Here is a 22177-nt window from a genome sequence, read left to right as displayed (position 1 = left end):
GATCTGGAACAGCAGGCGCGAGCTCAGGCGGATGGAGGCTCCGGTTCGCCTGCGCCGAAGTCAGCGGGCTTGCCGCGCATGCGTCGCAGCGCCCACGCGATCGGGTCGTACGTCCGAGACACGATGCGCTCCTTCAGCGGGATGATCGCGTTGTCCGTGATGTGGATGTCCTCGGGACACACGTCGGTGCAGCACTTTGTGATGTTGCAGTAGCCGAGCCCGTGCTTCATTCGCGCGAGGTCGATGCGGTCATTGGTGTCGAGCGGATGCATCTCGAGCGCCGCGAGCCGCACGAAGTAGCGAGGACCAGAGAACGAAGGCTTGTTCTCTTCGTGATCGCGGATGACGTGACATACGTCCTGGCACAGGAAGCACTCGATGCACTTGTGGAACTCCTGCACGCGGTCGATGTCCTCCTGGTACATGCGTCGCGTTCCGTCCGCTTCTTTCGGCTTCGGCTTGAACGCGGGGATCGTCTTCGCCTTCTCGTAGTTGAAGGAGACGTCGGTGACGAGGTCCTTCACGACGGGAAAGGTCTTCACCGGCGAGACGGTGATCTCCTCCCCAGGCTCGAACGTGTTCATCCGTGTCATGCACATCAGCTTCGGATGTCCGTTGATCTCGGCGCTGCACGAGCCGCACTTTCCCGCCTTGCAGTTCCAACGCACCGCGAGGTCCGGCGCGTGTGTCGCCTGGATGCGGTGCACGACGTCGAGGACCACCATGCCTTCGTCAGCGGGCACTGCGTATTCAACGAACGCGCCCGCTGTCGCATCCCCGCGCCAGATCTTCATGCGGATGTCGACCACCGCTATTCCTTCGCGCTCGCCGCGGCGACCGGCTCGAGAGCGACCTTACCGGTAGGCTTGTCCTCGCCGATGAGCGGGCGCAGCTCCGCGGGCATCTCCGGCAGCGGCTCGGACTGCAGCACCAGCCGACCGTCACGCCGGCGAACGACGACGTTCTTCTTTCCCCATTCGGGATCGGGCTTCGGGAAGTCGTCACGCGTGTGCCCTCCGCGGCTCTCCTGCCGCATCAGTGCGGCCATCGCGACCGCTTCCGAGACCGTCAGCATCGTGAGCAGGTCGAGCGCAAGATGCCAGCCGGGGTTGTAGATGCGCGAGCCCTTGACTCCGACGCGCATCGCGCGCTCGCGGAGACGGCCGATCCGTGTGATCGCCTCCTCCAGCTCCGCACGCGTGCGGATGATCCCGACGAGCTCGTGCATCGTCTCGGTGAGATCGGCGTGCACGGCATAGGGGTTCTCGCCTTCGACCCGCTCGAGTGGCGCGAGCATCCCGGTCGCGGCGGTGTCCACCTGGCGAACGTCGAGCCGCGGCATCTTCGCGACACGTTTCGCGTATTCGGCCGCATACAGGCCGGCGCGCCGGCCGAACACCAGGAGATCCGACAGCGAATTGCCGCCAAGGCGGTTCGCGCCGTGCATCCCGGCCGCGACCTCACCAGCGGCGAAGAGACCCGGGACGGTCGATTGCGTCGAGTCCGCGTCAACTCGGACCCCGCCCATGATGTAGTGGAGTGTCGGTCCGACCTCCATCGCCGTCTTCGTGATGTCGACGTCCGCAAGCTCCATGAATTGGTGGTACATCGAAGGGAGGCGCCGCTTGATGTAGTCGGACGAGCGGCGCGACGCGATGTCGAGGAAGACGCCGCCGTGCGGGCTGCCGCGTCCGGCCTTGACCTCGGCATTGATCGCGCGCGCGACCTCGTCGCGGGGCAGCAGATCCGGCGTGCGGCGGTTGTTCTTCTTGTCCTCAAACCACCGGTCGGCCTCTTCCTCCGTGTCGGCCGTCTCGGCGCGGAAGAAGTCGGGGACGTAGCGGAACATGAAGCGCTCGTCTTTGTTGTTCTTGAGCGTTCCGCCGTCGCCGCGCACGCCCTCCGTCACAAGTATCCCGCGCACGCTCGTCGGCCACACCATCCCCGTCGGGTGGAACTGCGTCATCTCCATGTCGATGAGGTCGGCGCCCGCGTCGAGCGCCATGCCGTGGCCGTCACCGGTGTACTCCCAGGAGTTCGACGTGATCTTCCACGACTTGCCGACGCCGCCCGTCGCGAGCACGATCGCCTTCGCGCGGAACAGCACGAGCTTCCCGCTCTGCCGCCAATAACCGAACGCGCCTGAGACGGCGCCGTCCTCGGTGAGGAGTCGGTAGAGCGTGCACTCCATGAAGACGTCGATGCCGCGGTGCACTGCGTGGTTCTGGAGCGTACGGATCATCTCGAGACCGGTCCGGTCGCCGACGTGCGCGAGCCGCGCGTACCTGTGACCGCCGAAGTCGCGCTGCAGGATGAGGCCGTCCTTCGTGCGGTCGAAGAGCGCGCCCCATTCCTCCAGCTCGAGAACGCGATCAGGTGCTTCCTGCGCGTGGAGCTGCGCCATGCGCCAGTTGTTCAGCAGCTTGCCGCCACGCATGGTGTCTCGGAAGTGGACTTTCCAGTTGTCCTCTTTCCATACGTTGCCCATCGCCGCGGCGATCCCGCCCTCAGCCATGACGGTGTGGGCTTTCCCGAGAAGCGACTTGCAGACGAGCGCCGTCTTGACGCCCATCGCGCTCGCCTCGATCGCCGCGCGTAGACCGGCGCCGCCCGCGCCGATGACGACGACGTCATAGTCGTGGGTCTCGTACTCGGCCATCAGCTCGATCTCTCGCCTTCGGCGAGGAAACGCGCTCGGGGCTGGCGGACTCGCTCCTCGCAGCACGCTCGCTTCACTTAAGACACCCACCGCAGATCGGTGATGACACCCATCGCGACGAGCCGGATGTAGAGGTCGGTCAGCGCGACGCCGAAGAGGCTGACCCAGGCCCATCGCGAGTGGCGCACGTTGAGCTGATTCGCCCAGCTCCAGAGCCGGAAGCGCAGGGACTTGCCGTGGAACGAATCGAGGTAGCCGCCGACGAGGTACCGCGCGGCATGGCAGCCGAACGTATAGCCGCTGAGGAGCAAGACGTTGGCGACCATGATCAGCGTGCCGACGCCGACGCCGAAGTGTCCGTCGAAGTTGAACGCCTGGATCGCGTCCCACCAGAGGATCGCGAGCACGACGATCGCGAGGTACAGCGCGTACCGGTGGATGTTCTGGATCACCCAAGGAAAGCGCGTCTCGCCGCTGTACTTCGCGCGCGCGTCCGGCACGGTGCAGGCCGGTGGCGACCAGAAGAACGCGCGGTAGTACGAGCGGCGGTAGTAGTAGCAAGTGACGCGGAACGCGAGAGGCGAGCCCACGATGAGGAACGCGGGCGACAGCGTGTACCAGTCGCCGATGATCGGGAACGTCGGATGGATGCACCCCGTGGTGAGGCAGGGCGAGTAGAACGGCGACAGGTATGGATCGGCGAAGTAGTTCGCGTTCTGGATGCTCACGATGAGGGAGTACACGACGAAGCCACCCAGAACGAGGACGATGGTGAGTGGCTCGATCCACCACCGATCGTGACGCTCGTGCGGACGCTGCCGGACACTGGCCGTCGTCGTCGCCACCGCGTGCTCACCCTACGCATTCGGCTCGCAGGGGACAAGGATATCGAGGTGCTGGTGACGATAGCCGTAGGCTATGGAGGTGGAGCTGCACCAGCTGCGGTATTTCGTCGCGGTCGCCGAGCAGCGCCACTTCACGAAGGCGGCGCGTGAGCTCTCAGTCGCCCAGCCTTCGGTCTCCAAGCAGATCCGTCGCCTGGAAGACGAGCTCGGCGCGCCACTCTTCCACCGCATGCGCGGGAACGTCGCGCTTACGCCGGCAGGCGAGGCACTGCTTCCCCTCGCGCGTCGCGTCCTCACCGATGTTGCGGGCGCCGAGAGCGAGGTCCGCGACCTCACGGGAATGCGCCGTGGACGCCTCTGCGTCGGCGCGACGCCGAGCCTTTCGACGACGCTCGTGCCGGCGGCGCTCGCGCGGTACCACCAGAGCTATCCGGGGATCGAGCTCGTTCTGCACGAGGCAGGCTCGCGCGATCTCGTTGGCGAGCTCGAGCGCGGGGCGCTCGACGTCGCGCTGGGAATCCTCCCGATGCACGACGACATCCTCGAAACGACGCCGCTGCTGCGCGAGGAGCTGGTGCTTGCGGTGCCGAAGTCGCATCCGCTCGCGAAACGGCGGAGCGTGTCGATCGCGGAGCTGCGCGGCGTGCCCCTCGTGATGTTCCGCGACGGCTACGACCTGCGCGCGACGACGGTCGCGGCGTGCCGCCACGCCGGGTTCGAGCCGACGTTCGCGCTCGAGGGAGGCGAGATGGACGGCGTCTTGCGTCTGACAGCGGCGGGCGTGGGCGTCGCCGTCGTGCCGAGCCTCGTCGTCGAGCGCGGCGGACCGTTGCGCGCGGTGCGTATCGCGAAGCCCGAGCTCACGCGGACGATCGGATTCGCGCACCGGCGCGACCGACGGCTGACCCGAGCGGCGCAGGAATTCATCAGCACGGTGCGCGCGCTCGTTGCCGCTCGCGAGTGGCTCGCGCGCACGCCCGCTGGCCTCACGGTGCTGGACGGCGCGGCAGCTCTGCGGGCGCGCCGTGCCGCGAGTCTCAGTCGAGCGTGAAGATCGAGACCGCCTCGGACTTGCCGCGGACATGAGCCTCGCCGAGCGGACGCATTTCGACGCCGTCGTCCCGGAGGTATCCGGCGGTGACGCCGGAGAGCACTGCGTCCACCTTGTACTCCTTCGTGAGCGATTCCATCCGCGATGCGGTGTTCACGGCATCACCGATGGCGGTGTAGTCCGAGCGCTCGGGTATCCCGATCGCGCCCAGCACTACGTCACCGGTGTGCATACCAACGCCGAACTGCACGACGGGCTCGCCGGTCCGCCCGCGCTCGACATTGAGTGCCGTGATGCTCGAGCGGATCGCGAGCGCGGCCCGGGCAGCCGCGGGTGCGCCGTACGCCGGGTCGCCCATCGCGCCGAAGATCGCCATCAGGCCGTCGCCGGTGAACTTGTCGAGGATGCCGCCGGCGTCGATCACCGACCGCGCCATGAGGCGGAGGTAGGCGTTCATCACGGCGATCACCTGCTCTGGCGCGAGCTTCTCAGCCAGCGCCGTCGAACCGCGGAGGTCCGCGAAGAGGATCGTGACCCTCTGGCGCTCGCCTTCGAGCCGCAGCGGGTCGCCTCCGATGACGCGCTCTACGACCGTGGGCGGCAGGAACCGCTCGAGGCCGCGCCTGCGATCGAGCTCGAGAAACAGCGCGCCGAGCGCGATGACGGTCGCCGCGAACATCAGGCCGTGGTACTCCCACCATGAGAGCGTCCACACCGGGCCGAGGAACTGCGACGGCTGCGCCTGCGCGAGGAGCACGTACGACGCCGCCAGCGCGCCCTGCATCGGAAGCCGCGTGCGCAGGTAGTCGCGGCCCTGCGACCACGCGGCGATGCCGTAGAGGACGATCGCGCTTCCCGAGACCAGATACGGGACCACGCCCGCGCCGCCGTAGATGTCGGGGGCGGCACCGCGGGGATAGGCGGCTGGGTCGTAACTGGCGTACGCGCCGCCGCCGATGAGGATCCAACGCGCGAGGCCGCCGAACGCCGCCGGCCAACCGATCGCGACGACCGCGTAGAGCAGCACCGCGACCGCAACGACCGCGAGCAGCGTCCGCGGTGGCACGCGCTTCTCGAGGAAGGCCGCCGCCGGCGTGTAGCGGATCGCGAAGAAGAGCGCCGAGGTCCAGAGGGCGAGCTGCGCCGACACGCCGACGACGAGGCCGGCGTCGTCCCTCTTGTCTCCACGCTGCAGCACGTCCGGTGTCGAGAGGCCATGGACCGCGAAGATCCCTGCCATGCACAGGAATCCGGTCGCGATGAGAAGACTTCGGTAGTGGCCCGAGCCGAGCGCGGCGCGCGCGACGAAGATCGCTACGAGCAGCGCGACGACGGAAACGTTCGTCGTGATCACGAAGTGCTCGACCGGGATGAAGACCGGTGAGTTGCGCTGCGGGTCCGCGAGCAAGGCCGCGAGGACGACCGTCGGAGAGATCACGAGAAGCAGCAGGAGCAGCGGACGCCAGGGCACCTGTCTCACGGGCGCCAGTCTAGAAAGGGCTAGGCGCTCTCCGCCGCGCGTGCGACCTTCGGAAGGAGCTGGTCGAGGTCGAAGGGTTTCCCGACGACATCGGCGGCCCTGATGGAATTGGCGTGACGCGCGAGATCGTTCGCAGCCGAGAGGACGACGATGGGGATCTCGTCGCGCTCGCGCAGGCGCTTCGCGAAGGTCCAGCCGTCCATCACCGGCATCATGAGATCGAGAACGATGACATCTGGGCGCCACCGCTCGCACACCGAGAGGGCGTCTTCACCGTTGATCGCGGGCACGACCTCGTAGCCGTCGTCCTCGAGCGCGGTCGAGAGCAGCTCACGGATGCTGGCATCGTCATCGACGACAAGGACACGCTTCTGGGTACCCACCGGCGGGCAGCATGACACACGAGATTGTTTGTGTCTGCACAACGCTCGCTTCGCTCGCTGTGCAGCCGACAGTAAACAGCCTACCTAGCCGCCCGATCTCAGTGATGCAGCGAAAACAGCCGGGATGACAAGAAGGCCGATCGCGAGCGTCGCGACCCAGAGCCACAGCGTCTCGGGATGACAGGTCACCAGATTGACGCAGCCTTCGATGGAGCGCTCCCGCTCGACGAGGAGGAGTGGCAGGCTCGCTGGAGATGCCACGACGGTCGCCGCCGCGAATGTGGTCGCGATCGTCGGGATCGAGCGAGACAGTGCGCCCGCGCGGGGATCGACTGCGCGAGCAGACCGGCGCGCCCAGAGCAGCGCGACGAACGTGGCAAGAACGGCGAACGCGATCGACGAGCCGAATCGCTCGTCGTGTGGCCGCACGTCCAGTGGGAGCGCGAGCTCGAAGAGCGTCAGCGCGGCCCAGTACGCGAGCTTGATCGTGGTGATGCGGCCGACGAGGAGGGCGAGCGTGGCATGCCGCGGCAAAGGTCGCTGGGCCTCGGTGCCTACCGGTAGGTGGTCCACCACTTCTGCAGGAAATACAGCACCGCGATCAGGATGACCGTGGTGACGAACACCATGTAGAACTCGCCGGACTCGCCGACCTGAGCGATCACGCTATTTCAGACCCTGCAGGTACTCGACGAGTTTGCGGATCGTCGCCTCGTCGAGCTGACCGCCATCGGTATTGAGCCACACCGGCATGATGACGCCTGGCTTGACCTTCGGCGCGTTCGAGATCCAGTGGAACAGCCAGTCGGCGTCACCGGACGCCTTCGCCGCCTTGTTTTGGTCGTTGATCGGCCCTTCGGTGCCGTAGTGCGCGAGATTCGGCGCCGTGGGCACGGTGCTCGGCTTGCCCGCATCGAAGCTGTGGCAGGACACGCAGTAAGCCTGGGCGATCTCCGCGCCGGACTGGACGGCTGGTGGCGCGGGCACTTCGATATCGGTCGACGTCACGCCCTCGAGGTGTCCGCGGATCGTGACGATGTCGGCCCAGTCGGTTTCGGTGCCGCGCATGATGAACGTGAGGAGCTGGTTGATCTGCTCGGGATTGAACGGGCCACCCTCGGACGCGGCCCACGCGGGCATCGAATAGTTCGGCGGCGGATTCGGCTTGCCGCGGGAGATCGTGAGACGAATGAAGTCCTCGCGTGTCTTCAGCGCTTGCGGATCGTCCTTCAGCGTCTCGTACTTGTTGGCCGCCACGTTCAGAGGCTTGCCGGGCAGGGCCTTTCCGTTCTTGTCGGTCTCACCGTTGCCGAGCCCCGTCTTGCCGTGACATGGATAGCAAAAGTTCGCGTACAGGTTCTTGCCGCGCTGGATCGAGGTCTCTATCTGCTTCTCCGCGGCCGCGGCGCGCAGAGACAGAGGACCGGTGGGGATGATCTCGAGGAGCAGATAGCCGCCCACCAGACCGATGATGGCGAACAGCATCACGCCGCCCGCGATGATCTTGCGATCGAGGTTGCCGGAGATCTCGAGTGGGTCCGGGGCGGCGGGGATCGGCGCCACCCAGTACGGCGTCGGCTGTTCGACCGTGTCACCGGGGCTGTAGTGCTGGCGGAGCAGCTCCACGCCGGTCGTGGGCTTCTCGTCGGGCTCGATCTGCCGCTGGTGGTACGCGACGAAACCGAAATACGCGAGCAGCGCGACGAACAACAGGAGGCTGGCCGCGGCCAGGATGATGTTGATGTCCATTACGCGTCCGGGACCTCGACGTGCGCCGGGTTCCACTTGTTGTCCGGTCGCTTCTGGACGTTGAGCGGGTTCGTGTCGACGACCAGCGCCCCGTTCACGTCGGCAACGTGGAAAAGATCGAGGCCGCGCGGCGCCGGTCCGCCGATCACGAGCGCGGTCGTCTTCTCGTACAGCGACCCATGGCATGGGCAGTGGAACTGGTCCTCGGTCTTGTTCCAGGGCACGGTGCAGCCGAGGTGCGTGCACTTGCGGTACGCGGCAGCGATCGCACCGGGGCCGTGGATAAGGAAGAAGCGACCCTCGGTGTTGAGGATGGGTTCGTCCTTCGTCGCCTGGAATTTGGCGATGATGTCCGCCTTCTTGCCGGCCGGGATCTTGGCGCCCAGGCCCTCGATCTTGATGACCTTGAAGAACGGCAGGAACGCGGCCGAGAGCTCCCCGACCGCGAGCAGCGTCGCTGTGAGAAAGCCGATGCGAAGAAGTTGCCGTCGCTTGACGCGCGACAACATGCCTCCGGACACGATCGACGTGTCATCGTGCGGTCGGATCACGTCAAGGACTCGGCGCGAAGCATTGATGAGTCTCCGGCAGCGCCCACGGCGCGTACAGGTCCATCCCTGGGCCGCGTAACGAGGTGCCGACGACGGTCAGCACGACATACGTGACGACGAAGCCCGTGAAGATCGCGATCATCCATTCGCGCGTGCCCGCACCGAACAGGCGTTTACAGAGCACCACGAGCACGACCGGCAGAACGAGCATCAGAGTGATCGGGATCACGTAGTTCGGGATAAGCTCTCGGCCGCCCGGGAAGTATTGGCTCGCGAACTCGGCGTAGCCCGGCCAACCCGTTTTGATGCCGGTCGCAGGATCCAAGACACGACGATCGACCTTTACCACGGCATCGATCGCGATGAGCCCCGACACGATCACGCCGGTGAAGACCGTGGAGAAGATGGCCGTGCGCTTCCCGATCTCGTTGGTGAACCAATGGCCGATACCCGACCGGTCGCGGTCGATGTACGGGATGACCGCCATGAACGTGAGCCAGATCGTCGGGACGACGACGCCGGCGAGCCCCTTATCCATGTGAAGGAGCAGCTCCTGGAGGTTCAGCAGGTACCACGGCGCCTTCGAGGGGTTGGGGGTGCAGTCCACTGTTGAGTGGTCCTGCAATGGCGCGTTGAACAAGGCGGCGATCACGAACAAGCCGAGCGACCAGATCATCGCCGCGATGAATTCGATGACGAGCAAGTGCGGCCAGACCATCGCGGTGTCCTCGACGCGCTTGTCGACGCGCACGACGGAGTCCTGACGGACGAACGCGAGCAGCCGGAGCCGCTTCTCCTGCCCCGGGAAAGGCTGCGGACCCCTAGGAGCGGTCACGGTCGCGCCTCAACGACGAGTGCAAGCGTCGCGAGCGACGACGGCGCGGCGCTCCTCGAGCGAGCGTCTGCGCCCAGCCGGCCCGAACGGAGCGCGCTACGTGAATAGCGGGCCGGCGTAGCCAGCAGCGAGCGAGAGGTGCGGCGCGACGTTGAGCTCGCGAACGCTTGCACGAGGAGTGGCGCTCGGCGCGTCGTGGCGCTGCTCATAGCGGGCCGCTGATCCCGCCGTCTTTTCGGATGCGCCAGAAGTGAATGGCGATCAGGAATCCGGTTGCCAGAGGCAGCGCCACGACATGGAGCACATAGAAGCGCAGCAATGCGTTTGGCCCGAGTTGGTAGCCGCCGAAGATGAGGAAGCTCACTTCGTCGCCGACGGCTGGGGTTGCCCTGGCGATCTCGTATCCCACCGTCACGGCCCACAGCGCCAGCTGATCCCAAGGCAACAAATAGCCGGTGTATGACAAGAGGATCGTGAGGGTGAACAGCAGCGTGCCGACGACCCAGTTGAATTCACGGGGCGGTTTGTAGGACCCGGTGTAGAAGACGCGGATCATGTGGAGGAAGACCGTGATCACCATGCCGTGCGCCGCCCAGCGATGCATGTTCCGCAGCAGCTGTCCGAAGATGACGACCGTCTCGAGGTCCTTGATGTCCGAGTACGCCCATTCGGTCGTGGGCCGGTAATAGAACATCAGCAGGGTCCCGGTCAGCGTGAGCACGAGGAACAGGAAGAACGAGAGCCCGCCCATGCACCACGTGTACGGGATCGCAAGCGCGTGACGCCGCACCTTGACCGGATGGAGGTGGAGGAACACGTTCGTGAACACCGCGAGCGACTGGTTCTTCCGCGAGTCCGGGTAGCCGTGGCGGAAGAGCGACTTCCAGAGCACGCCCTGCTTGACGCGCTGCCAGACCTGCACCGGGATGTCGAGCATCTAGTGAACGTGCTCCTTCCGTGGTTCTGTCATCGGATGGCCGTTGTGCGCGTTCTTGTATCCGGACGCGCGGGCGGGATCGTACATAGGAAGCGGGCGGATCGCCCTTCCGCCGCCGACCGTGAGGTCGAGGTGGACCTCGTCGTCGATGGACTCCTTCGGTAGCGTCTTGCCAACGGCGGGCATGACCGCGCCGTAGCGGTTCATCGTGATCGCGTCGGTCGGGCAGCGGATGACGCAGAGGGCGCAGCGGATGCAGGCGGTCTCATCGAGGAAGAATGCGACACCCTGCCCCCACTTCTTCGCCTCGCCTACCGCGGGGATCGCGCCGTCATCGACTACGTCCGATATGTCGACCATGTGGATCACGTCCATCGGACAGACGTCGACGCAGCCGCCACAGATGATGCACAGCTCGCCGATGATCTCGATATTGAAGTTGCACTTGAGGCAGCGGTCCGACTCCGCGATCGCCTGCGCCTGCTCGTAACCCTGATTCACTTCGAGGAACAGGCCGCGGCGTTCCTTCTTGGCGAGCTTGGGCATCTCCTGACGGGGGATGCGGTCGTAGTCCACCGACATGTTGTGGTAGATGCGCGCGAGCTCGCCCTCGCCGGCGATCTGGCCGGTGTTGTCTGGCGTACTCGAGCGTCGCAGCGTCACGATCTCGTGGTACTCGGGCACGTTCACGGCGGAGGCGATCGGATCGAGGAATCTCGCGACCTGCTGGGCCGCGGACCGTCCATCGGCCACCGCCGCGATGATCGTCGACGGTCCTTCGCGGTAGTCGCCGGCCATGAAGATCTTCGGCACCGATGTCTGATACGTCTCCGGGTCGATCTTCAGGTCGCGGTAACGCTTGACGCGGAACTCGGGGATGTCGGCGAGCCAGGTCGTGTCGGGGTTCTGGCTCAGGGCAAGAAGGACGGTCTCGCACGGAACGTCGAACTCGGAGCCGGCGATCGGCTCAGGGCTGCGGCGTCCACTCTTGTCCGGCTCGCCGAGCTTATTGCGGACGAAGCGCACGCCGCGCGCGTGCCCCCACTCCGTTGTGAGGATCTCGACAGGCGACGCGAGATACACGAAGTGGATGCCCTCGCGCTCGGTCTCGGTGAGCTCTTCCTCGTCGACGACCATCTCGTCGCGACCCCGGCGGTAGACGATCGATACGTTGTCGGCGCCGAGCCGCCACGAGGTCGAGGCGCAGTCCATCGCTGTGTAGCCGCCGCCGAGGACCACGACGTTCTTCCCCACCTCGACGGGCCGACCGCGATACGCACGCTCGAGGAAGACGATACCGGCCATCACGCCGTCGGCGTCGAGGTTCTTGATCTCCGCCGGATAGTTCGGTTCGAAGCAACCGGCGGTCACGAGCACGGCGTCGTATTCATCGTGCAGCTGCCGCAGCGTCACATCGCGACCGACGTACGTCGAGAGACGCAGCTCGACGTTCTCGTTGACGATCCCATTGATGTCCCGGTCGATGACCTCGCGCGGCAGACGGAACGGCGGCACGCCCGCGAGTGCGGTGCCGCCCGCCTGATCGAGTGCGTCGAGCACCGTGACGCCGAACCCAAGCTTCGCGAGATCGCTCGCCGCCGAGAGGCCCGCGCATCCGGCGCCGACGACCGCAACGCGCCCGCGCGGCGGGCCGATGACCGGCGGTGGCGGCTGTGTGTACGCGCGCCCATCGACGCGAATGTTGTCGTGCGTCCAGTCGGACAGGAACTTCTTCACGTAACGGATCGAGAGCGGCTTGTCGACCTCTTTGCGCCGGCACGCGGTCTCGCACGGCGCGGCGCACACCGAGCCGCAGATCGATGCCATGGGATTCGGGTCGAGAGCGAGCTCCCACGCCTTCTCGAACTCGCCCGCAGCCGCGAGATTGAGGTAGCCGCGGCAGTTGGTCTTCACGGGACAGGCTTCCTGGCACGGGATGTTGTCCTGGTACCAGGACGGCCCGACCTCAACCACCTGGTACAGCTCTCTCACGCGTGGCTCATGCTACCGACGGCACATGGCGCGTCAAACGAGCAGAGCGACGATCGAACGGAAGACCCGCCTCGACGGATCGGTCAGCGACTATCGCTGCGAGGCGTTGTCGCTCGAGGTCGGTCGTCATGCGGTGCTGCGGTACGCGATGGACCGCGAGTGGGTCATCGCTGACACCGGGATCGTGCTTCGGCCGGGTCAGATCACGATCGCGCATTACTGGATCGACCGTCCGTACAACGTCTATCACTGGCTGGATGGCTCACGAACGATCGCGTATTACTGCAACGTCGCGAGCGACACGGTCATCGATGAGGACGTCGTCGCCTATACCGACCTCGTCGTCGACGTGCTCCTACGACCAACGGGCGAGACGATCATCCTCGATGAGGAGGAGCTTCCGCCCGACCTCGAGCCGGCGCGGCGCATCCACATCGCGCGCGCGCTCGAGGCGATCGCGTCCGGTCCCCGCCGGCTGACAGCCGAGATCGAACGAGAGACGCGCGCCCTATTGACGGCCTGACCATGCCTGCGGGGGAGTCGTCTTCCCCCGACCGGGGGGCGCTGCTCTTGTTTAGCGGGACCACACTTCCTGACGTGGACGATGACACCCGTCTTGCGAACCGTGGAGCGACCGACCCCGTAGCGGAGGTCGAGCTCGGCTCGCCCAATAGCGGACCCAACCGCAGCGACCTCGAGGCGCTGAAGGACGGCGCCGCGATGATGATCCAGGCCGGGAACCGCGTCGCCGCGATGGCACTCCTTTGGTCCGCCGTCGCGATCGATCCGACCGACCTCGCATCGCATCGCCGTCTTGCCGCGACGCTCGCGAGTGGCGGCGACATCGACGGCGCGGCTGATGAGTACGCGCGCTACATCGAATTCATGCTCCCGCTCGGCGAGGTCGGCCGCGCGACGCTCGAGCTCTCATACGGAGCGAGCATGCTCGGCGGGCACCACGCGCTGCACGAGGCGGCCGAGAAGATCGTGACCGCGGTGCGCTCGATCGTGCCACCGTCGGGTATGGCGATCACGCCGAGCATTCCTGGCATCCGTCCTCCTGCTCCCTCGATCCGGCCGATCGCGCCGACGCGCGTGTCGGCTGCCCAGACCGTCACGGCCCCGCTTCCGACGCCGCGTCTGCTCCCGAAGGTCCCGTTCCGCTTCTGCATCCACGCCGACGGCGATCGTCACTGGATGCAGCTCCAGGGCGGCACCGCTGAGCTCGCACCAGCCGCGGTCCGCGTCATCGACACCAATGAGAACGTCATCGAGACGCGGCTCTGCATCCCGCTCGCGCCCGGCGACAAGGGACACGCGCCGACCGATGAGCACGCAGGTCCCGGCGTCGCGTGGGTCGTGGTCGGGGTCCCGAATGACGTCGTCGCCGCCATCGATGCGGGCAAGCCTTCGCCGTACGGGTTCCAAGCGAAGGTCGGCGAGGACTGGCTCTCGCTCGATCTCGCCGACACGGGTTGTCGCCTTGGCCGCACGCGCGCGAAGACCGCCGCCTCCTAGCTCCGACCTGACTCGCGTAGCCTGACAGTCATGCGACGGCTACTGCGGGACGCGATGCCCCTGCGGCGCGGCGAATGGGGCCTCGCCCTCTTCCTGTACTTCCTGCTCACGGTCATGGTCGGTGCCGACTGGGTCGGAAAGCTCGGAGCCGACGCCCTCTTCGTGAAACGCTACGGCGTCCAGAACGTCCCCTGGATGTACATCATCACGCCGATCGCGATGCTCGCGGTCTCCGCGCTCATCTTCTTCTTCATCGATCGCATGCGTCGCCGCACGATGCTCCTCCTCTATGTCGCGGCCGTCACCGTCGCGTCGGTCGGGATCCAATATGCGATCTCCTTTAATTCGATCGGGAACATCATCCAGCCGATCTCGTATGTGTTCGCGCATGGCGTCAAGGAGACCATCTACATCCTCTTCTGGGTCTACGCCGGCAACCTGTACGACTCCGAACAGTCGCGTCGTCTCTTTCCCTTCTTCGCGGGTTCGGTCCTCGTGGGGAAGATCATCGGCGGCATCGTCGGCGCCGCGATCGCTCCGGTCATCCACGCGGAGAATTTCATCGGCGCGCAGGCAGTGGGGTTCTTCGTGTGCTTCATCGCGCTCGTGCTATATCGCGGACTCCCCGAAGGGCGCTCCGGCCACGTCGAGGCGAAAGAGCGGCCGCAGGGCCTGCGGGCGACGACCCGCGAGTCGGTCGACGGCTACCGCACCGTCACGTCGGACAACCTGCTTCGCACGTTCGGCGTCGGGGTCTTCTTTTGGTACTTCCTGATGCAGTTCGCGAACTTCCTGTACCTGCTGGGTCTGGATCAGTCGTCGGCTGCGCAGGCCACGGGGATCGACCGCGAGGACGTCTTTAGCCAGCTCTATGCGTCCGTCTACACCAGCTCCTCACTCGTCGCCCTCGGGATCCAGAGCTTCATCACCAGCGGACTCCTCCGGCGCATCGGCATCGCCTGGGTGCTGTTCTTCCTTCCGCTCTGGTACCTGGGAACGTATGCCGCGGGCGCGTACTTCGGCCTGATCCTCGTCACCGGTATCGCGTTGCAGCTCGGCGAGCGCATCTGGATCCCCGCGCTCCACCGTCCGGCCAGCGAGCTCGTGTACAGCCAGGTGTCCGCCACGATCCGTCCACGAGCGCGCGCCTTCCTGTCCGGAGGCGTGAACGCCTTCGGCAATATGGCCGCGGCGGTCGCCCTCATCGTCGGTCTGCGCTACTCCGACGTGCAGACGCTGCTCGCCGCGGGCGCCGGGCTCTCGCTCGTGTACGTATACAACGCGTGGCATACCCGTCGGCTGTTCGGCCGTCGGATCGCGCAGAACCTCACCTCGCCCGACCCGGACCTACGACGCAACGCCGCCGACATGCTGTCGTCGGAGGGAGGCGCCGTCCCTGAGGATGTTCTGCGTTCGCTTGGGGGTCGCGTGCCGGCCGACGTCGAACACGGCGTGCGCCTCGCGCTGACGCGCAAAGGGATCCTCGCGGTCGCGGCGGACGTTACGGAATAGCTCGCCGCGGAGCGGCGACGAAGCTGACCAGCAGGCCAACGACGCCGCACAGCGTGACCATCCCGGTGTGCTCGGGCACGGTCCAGCCGCTGCCGACGCGCAGCACCACCACGGCGAGATAGATCGCAAGGTACCCGGCCGGCAGGACGAACGCGAAGACGTGAAGCTGGAACGGCCGCGAATCCGACGGCCGTAGCCGCCACAGGAGCAGGTCACCGATGGCGCCGGCTGCGATCGCGACCAGCGCGAACGTCACCTGAACGTCGAGCGCCGCGTGACCACGCATGAGGATCATCGCGACGCCGTTGAGCCCGAGCAGCACGGTCATTGAGCCGATCGGAAGCGTGCCTCGACGAAGTGCCACGAGCGCGAGCCCGACGACGAGCGCGCTGAACAGATACATGCCAAGTAGCGACCGCACCAGCGTGGTCTCGTTCGGCTTCGCTCCAGCTCCGATCACGGTCGAGTACGGACCGGCAAAGAGTGAGAAGAACGTGAAGAGCGACAGAAGCGCGGTGAGCGAAAGGACCGCCGGCAGCTGGGCCACAAGTCCGCCGGAGGCGCCGCGACGCCAGGCCGCGAGCAGCGGGCCGCTGACGATGAGCGCGATACCGAGACCGAGGATGAGGTGACTGGGGCTCAGCAGCGCATCGGTGCTCAGCTCGATGCCGAATACCGTGTGCCACGCCATGTCGAATACGCCGCCCACACCGAACACGAAGACGCCGACCACCGCGGCTTCGTAACCGGCAGGGATCGCGGCGCGCCAGCTCGCCACTTGCGGCCGGGCCCGCGCGATCGCCCCGAGGATCACCGTCGCCGACGCGGCGTATCCCGAATAGAAGGCGGCGTGCCAGATGGTCCAGAACGAATCCGGTAGGCCGTAGCCGTGAGCCCAGCCGTCCCAGTACAAGCCGCCGAGGAGCCACACGCTTGCGGCGAGCACCAGCCAGTCGAGCCTGACCCCGAGCGCGCCGGCTCGTGGGAGGGCGGTCGATCGCGCCGCGGTGAGGGTCGCCATCGATACTTATATACGCGGCGGGCCGAGCCGGCGTTGCGTCGCAAGCCAGCGCTCCGCGTCCGTCGGTCGCGCGAACCGATGCACCTGGAGGTGAGCATGTTCGGGCCGCGCGAGCTCTCGCAGGTATAGCCGCCTGCGCCCGCGGTAGGTCTTCAAAGCCCAGACGAAGAGCGACTCGCGCGAGAGGAATGTGTTGCGGAAGGTCTCGCGGTTCCCGCCCCAGAGCACGTATCCCGACCGGATGCGCCCGACCGACCGCCGCCAGAGGCGCGCGAGGATCACCGGAAGTGGCGGGTCGAGCCACACGACGGTGTCGGCACGCCCCCAGACGATCCGCCGTGCGCCGCGCCCTCCGTAGTTGCCGTCGACGACCCACGCGTCCGGCGACGTCGCCGCAGCCACGCGACTACGGAAGAGCAACTCGTCGACCATGGTCCAGTTCGGTCCCCAGTTGAGTGCGTCGAGCTCGACGTGCGGCACGCCAAGGATCGACGCCAGCTCACGCGCGAAGGTGGTCTTGCCGCTGCCCGTCGAACCGACGACCGAAACGCGTCTCACGGAGCGCGACGATATCCTCGGTGCGACCTCAGTGAAGCTCCACGAGTACCAGGCGAAGCAGCTGCTCGCGCGCGCTGGCATCCCCATCCCCGAGGGTCGTCTCGCGACGACGCATGAGGAGGCGGAGGCGGCCGCGCGCGCCCTCGGCGGCACCGTTGTCGTGAAAGCGCAAGTGCACGCAGGCGGCCGCGGAAAGGCCGGCGGCATCAAGGTCGCGAAGACGCCGGCCGAGGCGCGCGAGCACGCATCGACGATCCTGCACATGCAGATAAAAGGACTGCGCGTCCGCAAGGTGTACGTCGAGCGTGGCGCGCAGATCGCGAGCGAGCTCTACCTGGGCATCACGCTCGACCGCGACCGGCGGCGCCCGGTCGTGATGCTCTCGACCGTCGGAGGAATGGACATCGAAGAGGTCGCCGAGAAAGAGCCCGAGAAGATCGCACGCGGATGGCCCGACCCGTTGGTCGGAATGCTTCCCTACCAAGCGCGCGCGTTGTGCTTCGACGCCGGCGTCCCAGCGGCGCAGCGGAACGCGGTCGCCGAGATCGCGATCAAGCTGTACGGCGTTTACGCGCGCACCGACGCGATGCTCGTCGAGATCAACCCCCTCTTCATCCAGACGGACGGCTCTGTGCTGGCCGGCGACGCGAAGCTCGACATGGACGACAACGCGCTCTTCCGGCAGAACGAGCTTCGCGACTGGAAGGAGATCTCACCCGACGAGGAGGTCGAGGAGCGCGCCCGCGCGCTCGGCTTCAGCTTCGTGCAGCTCGACGGGGACGTCGGCATCATCGGCAACGGCGCAGGCCTGGTCATGGCGACTCTCGACGCGGTCCAGCGGGCGGGCGGGCGTGCCGCGAACTTCCTCGACGTTGGCGGTGGCGCGAAGGAATCCGTCGTGCGCTCGGCGCTCGAGATCGTCCTCGCGAACCCGAAGGTGAAGAGCGTCCTCATCAACATCTTCGGCGGGATCACGCGCGGCGACGAAGTGGCGAAGGGGATCCTCTCGGTGATCACGACGCACCCGCCGAGCGTGCCGCTCGTCATCCGGCTTTCGGGCACCGAGGCCGAAGCGGGTCGCAAGCTGCTCGAAGGCGCGAAGCTCGTCTCGAAGACGACGATGGACGAAGCCGCCACAGAAGCCGTCCGAAGAGCAGCGGAAACGAGGGGGGTTGCAGGGGATTCTCCCCCTGCGATACACAGGTGAGCGTCCTGCTGGATCGCAACACCAAGGTGATCGTCCAGGGCATGGGCCGCGAGGGGACGTTCCATGCAACGCGCATGCGCGAGTACGGGACGAAGGTCGTCGGCGGCGTCGTCCCGGGTGCCGGCGGCACGACGCGCGAGGGCTTCCCGATCTTCGACACGGTCTCACGCGCGACCTTGGACACCGGCGCGAACGCCTCGATCATCTTCGTTCCCGCGTCGGGCGCGATGGACGCGATGCTCGAAGCGCTCGACGCCGAGCTGGACCTCGTGATCACGATCACCGAGGGCACGCCGGTGCAGGACATGCTCAAGGTCGCATCGGTGCTCGATCGCTCCGGGACGACCCTCATCGGCCCGAACTGCCCCGGCGCGATCACACCCGGCGAATGCAAGATCGGGATCATGCCCGCGGAGAACTTCAAGCCGGGAGCCGTGGGGTTCGTCTCACGCAGCGGCACGCTCACTTATGAGATCGCCGATCTGCTCAGCCGCGCCGGTCTCGGCCAGTCGACGTGCCTCGGGATCGGCGGCGATCCCGTCATCGGATTGCCGACGCCCGCCGCGGTGCGCCTGCTCAACGAGGACCCGGCGACGGAGGTCATCGTGATCGTCGGCGAGATCGGCGGGAGCGCCGAGGAAAGCGCCGCCGAGTACATGCGCGCGAACGGCAAGAAGCCGGCGGTGGCGTTCATCGCGGGTCGTTCCGCACCGCCAGGGAAACGCATGGGTCACGCCGGCGCGATCGTCTCTGGAAATCAGGGCACCGCGGAGTCAAAGGTCAAGGCGTTCGAGGCCGCCGGCATTCCCGTCGCGAACGCACCAAGCGAGATCCCGGGGCTCGTGAAGAAGGCCCTTCAAAGCTAGGCGAGCTTGTCGCGCACCAGTCCAACGAGCTCGCGGCCCTTCGTCAGCTTCTGCAGGTCATCAGCGGCGAGCGTCTGGCCGAGCTCGTCCTGTACGTACATGACGACGTCGACAAGCGCGAGCGAATCCCAGCGATCGTCGCCTGAGAGGTCTGTGTCCGGTCCGAGATCGGGCCAAGCGAGGCGGTCGCGCAGACCTCGCAGGAACTCCTGCTCGTTCAGGCGTCGGGACTCCAGCGGATCAGATTGGCGCCCCACGAGTAGCCGACACCGAAGCCGAGCGTGAGGATGAGGTCGTCGCGCTTGACCTGGCCCTGTTTGACCAAGTGCTGCAGGGCGATGGGGATCGTCGACGAGACCGTGTTGCCGCAGTTGGCGAGATGGACCGCGAACTTCTCATCGGGGATCCCGATCTTCTTCTGCAAGTAGCGAAGCATGTACTCGTTGGCTTGATGCATGACCACCCAGCGCACGTCATTCAGCGTGACTTCGGCGCGCGCGAGCAGCTCTTTGAAGACCGCGGGGATGCGCCGGATCGTGAACTCGAGGATGGCCGGCCCGTTCATATAGAGGTTCGCCTCGGTGCGGATGTTGCCGCTGGCGTCGGTGGTCTCGGCGAGCGGCTCTGTACCGATGGGCTGGCGCATCCCGCCGCGCTTCACGATGAGGTTGTTCGCCCCCTTGCCGTCGCTGCCGAGCAGGAATGGGCCCAGCGTCGGTCCCTCGCGCTCCGTCGCGGTGACGAGCACAGCGCTGCCGGCGTCGCCGAAGAGCGTGCGAACACTCTTGTCCATCGGGTGGATGAACTTCGAATAGGTCTCGCCCATAACGAGGAGCGCGGTCGATGCGCTACCCGTCTCGATGAGGCCGCGGATCATCGCGAGACCGTACGGAAACGCTGAGCAGCCGAGGTTGTAATCGAACGCGGCCGTCGTCATCGGCAGACCGAGCCGCTCCTGGATCACACACGCGGTGGTCGGAAGGAAGTAGTCGGGGCTCTGCGTGCAGTACACCAGCAGATCGACCGTCGAGCGGTCAAGGCCGGTAGATGCGATCAGCTTCTCAGCGGCGGCCACGCCGAGGTCCGATGCGAACTCATCGGGCGCGGCGATGCGACGCTCACGGATCCCGGTCTTGTCGAAGATCTTCTCGGCCGACCAGTCGGGGTAGAGCTTCGCGAGCTCATCGTTCGTGAGCCGGCGCTCCGGGAGATGATGCTCGAGCGCCTGGATCGCCGCGACGCGCACGGGCGGAGTTTAGGCCCATCGGTCGAGGGCGCCGACGCCTCGGTCGACCGCTTGTGCATAGAGGTCACAGAGCCGCAGCGGGGGGCGCGCGCCAGCGCTCGCGTACGCGAACAGTTCCTCGAGGTATGTCCGTGTGCCTTTCCCGCGATGCGCCTCAGCACGGGGGTCCACGTCGACCGCGGACTCGAGCCGCCTGTGCGACTCGTAAAAGGCCTCGTCAGGCACGTTCAGCGCTACACGGAGCGGATGGACGTTCACGATCTTGAGCCCGGGCATCTCGAACGCCGCTCGCAGCGCAGCTGCATCCCAGGAGAGCTCGTTTGCCGAATGAACGTCGTCCTCCCAGAACACGGGGAGTCGCACCGTCCCGGTCACCGTGCGGAGCGGCGCGAGCATCGGCTGAAGGAACGCGAAGAGGTTCGAGTCGTAGCGGAAGCCGGCGTCAGCCATCTTCCGGAGCATCCGTGTGTCGTCGTAGAAACAGTGCGAGCGGAACGAGACGGCGCCCGGCCACAGGGCCTTGGTCGCAGTGATGACCTCGTCGACAGTCGCGCCGTGTGTGCTGCCGGGCAGGAAGTTCGGATGCAACCCAACATCAGCGGCGTTGTCGTCCATCAACCGCTGCGCCAGGTACGGCGACCGATGGGTGAGGAACGGCGTGAGCGGTACACCGTGCTCATCCGCGAGCTTGAAGAGTTCGCGGATCGCCCAGTCGGGCGACCATTCGATGTCGGTCGTGAAGCAGAGCGGTGAGGTCTCGAGCGTGTACGCGCGAACCGCTTCGAGCGGCGGCGGTTGGAACACGCGCGAATCCTACGGGTAGAGTGCCCTCGATGAAGCTGGGCGAAGCCGCGGCGCACGCACCACTTCGTGTGGTGCGCGACGCGGAGTTCGATGACCTCGCGCTCCTCGGCGCGCGCGACGGTCGCGTGCTCGTCTACGCCGGTGACGCACGATCGCTCGAGCGTCTCGCCAAGACGAGCGCCGCTGCCGCGATCGTCACGACCGCGGAGCTCGCTGATGCGGTGCCCGCATCGCTCGGCCTCGCAGTGGCGGATCATCCCGAGTCCGCGTTCTATGGCCTGCACCGCTGGCTTCATGCTTCGAGCGAGTTCTACTGGCACGACTTCGCGAGCGTCATCGATCCCAGCGCGCGGGTGCACGAACGCGCCTATGTCGCGCCACGCAACGTCCGCATCGGCGCGAGGGCCGTCGTCGAACCGAACGCAACGATCCTCGAACGCGTCGCGCTCGGCGAGGACACGATCATCCGCGCGGGCGCGGTGATCGGCTCCGAGGGTTTCGAGTTCAAGGGACCGGCGATGCGCCAGGGAAGAGCAGCGCGCGCTGAGTGGGACTACGGCACGACGAACGTCGCCGTTCCGCACGCGGGCTCCGTCGAGATCGGCGCGCGGGTCGAGATCCAAGCGAACTCGACCGTCGACCGCAGCCTGTTCCGGCTGCCGACGCGCATCGGTGACGACACAAAGATCGACAACCTCGTTCACATCGCGCACTCCGTCCGCATCGGGTCGCGCTGCCTCATCGCGGCAGGTACCACGCTCGCGGGCAGCGTCGTTCTCGGTGACGAGGTATGGATCGGACCGCGTGCGGTGGTCTCCAGCGGCGTGAGCCTCGGTGATCGGTCCGCGATCGTGCTGGGCTCGACCATCACCAAGGACGTCGCGGCGGGCGAGCGCGTGGCCAGCGACCTCCGCGTCTACCGCTTACCCTGAGCCGCACCCACACCATCTCCAGGAGGTCTCC

23 protein-coding genes are annotated in these 22177 nt (G+C 66.5%); 7 read left to right on the top strand and 16 right to left on the bottom strand.

Features of this window, described 5'->3' with window-relative positions:
* Positions 1-23 precede the first annotated feature (23 nt).
* From VI056_09665 to VI056_09655, 3 genes are all read right to left on the bottom strand, one after another.
* Positions 24-794 (bottom strand): succinate dehydrogenase/fumarate reductase iron-sulfur subunit, encoded by a 771-nt coding sequence (locus VI056_09665; GenBank protein ID HEY6203300.1) that lies wholly within the window; start codon positions 792-794, stop codon positions 24-26.
* Between the two features lie 17 nt (positions 795-811).
* Positions 812-2659, bottom strand: a complete 1848-nt coding sequence (locus VI056_09660; protein HEY6203299.1) for a fumarate reductase/succinate dehydrogenase flavoprotein subunit — start codon at positions 2657-2659, stop codon at positions 812-814.
* Positions 2660-2736: 77 nt separating this feature from the next.
* Complete coding sequence (locus tag VI056_09655; GenBank protein HEY6203298.1) at positions 2737-3504, bottom strand: succinate dehydrogenase; 768 nt, start codon at positions 3502-3504, stop codon at positions 2737-2739.
* 73 nt (positions 3505-3577) lie between these two features.
* Between VI056_09655 and VI056_09650 the strand changes: the two genes are divergently transcribed.
* Positions 3578-4555: a LysR substrate-binding domain-containing protein gene (locus tag VI056_09650; protein HEY6203297.1), complete on the top strand. Its 978-nt coding sequence runs from the start codon at positions 3578-3580 to the stop codon at positions 4553-4555.
* Here the strand turns inward: VI056_09650 and VI056_09645 are convergent.
* The 8 genes from VI056_09645 to VI056_09610 all read right to left on the bottom strand — a co-directional run bounded on the left by VI056_09645 (position 4542) and on the right by VI056_09610 (position 12482).
* Positions 4542-6035 carry an adenylate/guanylate cyclase domain-containing protein gene (locus VI056_09645; GenBank protein ID HEY6203296.1) on the bottom strand — a complete coding sequence of 498 codons (1494 nt, stop codon included), beginning with the start codon at positions 6033-6035 and terminating at the stop codon, positions 4542-4544. The two genes, VI056_09650 and VI056_09645, sit on opposite strands and share 14 nt — an antisense overlap.
* A 20-nt stretch (positions 6036-6055) precedes the next feature.
* Positions 6056-6418 (bottom strand): response regulator, encoded by a 363-nt coding sequence (locus tag VI056_09640; protein ID HEY6203295.1) that lies wholly within the window; start codon positions 6416-6418, stop codon positions 6056-6058.
* Between the two features lie 84 nt (positions 6419-6502).
* Positions 6503-6952, bottom strand: a complete 450-nt coding sequence (locus VI056_09635; GenBank protein ID HEY6203294.1) for a hypothetical protein — start codon at positions 6950-6952, stop codon at positions 6503-6505.
* Positions 6953-7084: 132 nt separating this feature from the next.
* A complete protein-coding gene (locus tag VI056_09630; protein ID HEY6203293.1) occupies positions 7085-8167 on the bottom strand; it encodes a c-type cytochrome in 1083 nt (360 codons plus the stop codon).
* The gene (locus VI056_09625) at positions 8167-8676 is read right to left on the bottom strand and encodes a Rieske 2Fe-2S domain-containing protein (protein ID HEY6203292.1); all 510 of its coding nucleotides are present in this window, start codon (positions 8674-8676) and stop codon (positions 8167-8169) included. Before VI056_09625 ends, VI056_09630 begins: the two co-directional genes overlap by 1 nt.
* A 43-nt stretch (positions 8677-8719) precedes the next feature.
* Complete coding sequence (locus VI056_09620; GenBank protein HEY6203291.1) at positions 8720-9553, bottom strand: menaquinol-cytochrome C reductase; 834 nt, start codon at positions 9551-9553, stop codon at positions 8720-8722.
* 205 nt (positions 9554-9758) lie between these two features.
* Positions 9759-10490, bottom strand: coding sequence for a selenite/tellurite reduction operon b-type cytochrome ExtP (gene extP, locus VI056_09615; GenBank protein ID HEY6203290.1), 732 nt, complete (start codon positions 10488-10490; stop codon positions 9759-9761).
* Positions 10491-12482, bottom strand: coding sequence for an FAD-dependent oxidoreductase (locus VI056_09610; protein HEY6203289.1), 1992 nt, complete (start codon positions 12480-12482; stop codon positions 10491-10493).
* A 25-nt stretch (positions 12483-12507) separates the two neighbouring features.
* Between VI056_09610 and VI056_09605 the strand changes: the two genes are divergently transcribed.
* The 3 genes from VI056_09605 to VI056_09595 all read left to right on the top strand — a co-directional run bounded on the left by VI056_09605 (position 12508) and on the right by VI056_09595 (position 15512).
* Positions 12508-13005, top strand: a complete 498-nt coding sequence (locus tag VI056_09605) for a DUF402 domain-containing protein (protein ID HEY6203288.1) — start codon at positions 12508-12510, stop codon at positions 13003-13005.
* 74 nt (positions 13006-13079) lie between these two features.
* Entirely contained in the window at positions 13080-14000 is a 921-nt protein-coding gene (locus tag VI056_09600) for a bacterial transcriptional activator domain-containing protein (protein ID HEY6203287.1), read from the top strand.
* Between the two features lie 30 nt (positions 14001-14030).
* A complete protein-coding gene (locus VI056_09595; protein ID HEY6203286.1) occupies positions 14031-15512 on the top strand; it encodes a hypothetical protein in 1482 nt (493 codons plus the stop codon).
* Here VI056_09595 and VI056_09590 read toward each other — a convergent pair.
* Entirely contained in the window at positions 15502-16533 is a 1032-nt protein-coding gene (locus VI056_09590) for a hypothetical protein (GenBank protein ID HEY6203285.1), read from the bottom strand. The genes VI056_09595 and VI056_09590 overlap by 11 nt on opposite strands.
* A gap of 6 nt (positions 16534-16539) precedes the next feature.
* Complete coding sequence (locus VI056_09585) at positions 16540-17091, bottom strand: adenylate kinase (protein HEY6203284.1); 552 nt, start codon at positions 17089-17091, stop codon at positions 16540-16542.
* Positions 17092-17122: 31 nt separating this feature from the next.
* Between VI056_09585 and sucC the strand changes: the two genes are divergently transcribed.
* Positions 17123-18298: an ADP-forming succinate--CoA ligase subunit beta gene (gene sucC, locus VI056_09580; protein HEY6203283.1), complete on the top strand. Its 1176-nt coding sequence runs from the start codon at positions 17123-17125 to the stop codon at positions 18296-18298.
* Complete coding sequence (sucD, locus tag VI056_09575; GenBank protein ID HEY6203282.1) at positions 18295-19164, top strand: succinate--CoA ligase subunit alpha; 870 nt, start codon at positions 18295-18297, stop codon at positions 19162-19164. The genes sucC and sucD overlap by 4 nt, the downstream gene beginning before the upstream one ends.
* Here the strand turns inward: sucD and VI056_09570 are convergent.
* Genes VI056_09570 through VI056_09560 form a run of 3 tightly spaced genes read right to left on the bottom strand, consistent with a single transcriptional unit; the run spans position 19161 to position 21214 of the window.
* Entirely contained in the window at positions 19161-19421 is a 261-nt protein-coding gene (locus VI056_09570) for an acyl carrier protein (protein ID HEY6203281.1), read from the bottom strand. The genes sucD and VI056_09570 overlap by 4 nt on opposite strands.
* Positions 19382-20410, bottom strand: a complete 1029-nt coding sequence (locus tag VI056_09565; GenBank protein ID HEY6203280.1) for a ketoacyl-ACP synthase III — start codon at positions 20408-20410, stop codon at positions 19382-19384. The genes VI056_09570 and VI056_09565 overlap by 40 nt, the downstream gene beginning before the upstream one ends.
* Positions 20411-20419: 9 nt before the next feature.
* Complete coding sequence (locus tag VI056_09560; GenBank protein HEY6203279.1) at positions 20420-21214, bottom strand: hypothetical protein; 795 nt, start codon at positions 21212-21214, stop codon at positions 20420-20422.
* A gap of 29 nt (positions 21215-21243) precedes the next feature.
* On the opposite strand from VI056_09560, the gene VI056_09555 reads away from it, so the two are divergent.
* On the top strand, positions 21244-22146 hold the full coding sequence (locus tag VI056_09555; protein ID HEY6203278.1) for a UDP-3-O-(3-hydroxymyristoyl)glucosamine N-acyltransferase: 903 nt from the start codon (positions 21244-21246) through the stop codon (positions 22144-22146).
* The last annotated feature ends 31 nt before the right edge of the window (positions 22147-22177 follow it).

The organism is Candidatus Limnocylindria bacterium (assembly GCA_036523395.1).
GTDB lineage: Bacteria > Chloroflexota > Limnocylindria > P2-11E > P2-11E > CF-39.
This window is presented reverse-complemented; position numbering and strand designations above follow the sequence as displayed.

What these genes read in the sequence shown, in the direction of transcription:
- VI056_09665 (HEY6203300.1), bottom strand. Translation starts at nt 794, where the DNA reads ATGAAGATCTGGCGCGGGGATGCGACAGCGGGCGCGTTCGTTGAATAC.
- VI056_09660 (HEY6203299.1), bottom strand. Translation starts at nt 2,659, where the DNA reads ATGGCCGAGTACGAGACCCACGACTATGACGTCGTCGTCATCGGCGCG.
- VI056_09650 (HEY6203297.1), top strand. Translation starts at nt 3,578, where the DNA reads ATGGAGGTGGAGCTGCACCAGCTGCGGTATTTCGTCGCGGTCGCCGAG.
- VI056_09630 (HEY6203293.1), bottom strand. Translation starts at nt 8,167, where the DNA reads ATGGACATCAACATCATCCTGGCCGCGGCCAGCCTCCTGTTGTTCGTC.
- VI056_09625 (HEY6203292.1), bottom strand. Translation starts at nt 8,676, where the DNA reads ATGTTGTCGCGCGTCAAGCGACGGCAACTTCTTCGCATCGGCTTTCTC.
- extP (HEY6203290.1), bottom strand. Translation starts at nt 10,490, where the DNA reads ATGCTCGACATCCCGGTGCAGGTCTGGCAGCGCGTCAAGCAGGGCGTG.
- VI056_09605 (HEY6203288.1), top strand. Translation starts at nt 12,508, where the DNA reads ATGGCGCGTCAAACGAGCAGAGCGACGATCGAACGGAAGACCCGCCTC.
- VI056_09595 (HEY6203286.1), top strand. Translation starts at nt 14,031, where the DNA reads ATGCGACGGCTACTGCGGGACGCGATGCCCCTGCGGCGCGGCGAATGG.
- VI056_09590 (HEY6203285.1), bottom strand. Translation starts at nt 16,533, where the DNA reads ATGGCGACCCTCACCGCGGCGCGATCGACCGCCCTCCCACGAGCCGGC.
- VI056_09555 (HEY6203278.1), top strand. Translation starts at nt 21,244, where the DNA reads ATGAAGCTGGGCGAAGCCGCGGCGCACGCACCACTTCGTGTGGTGCGC.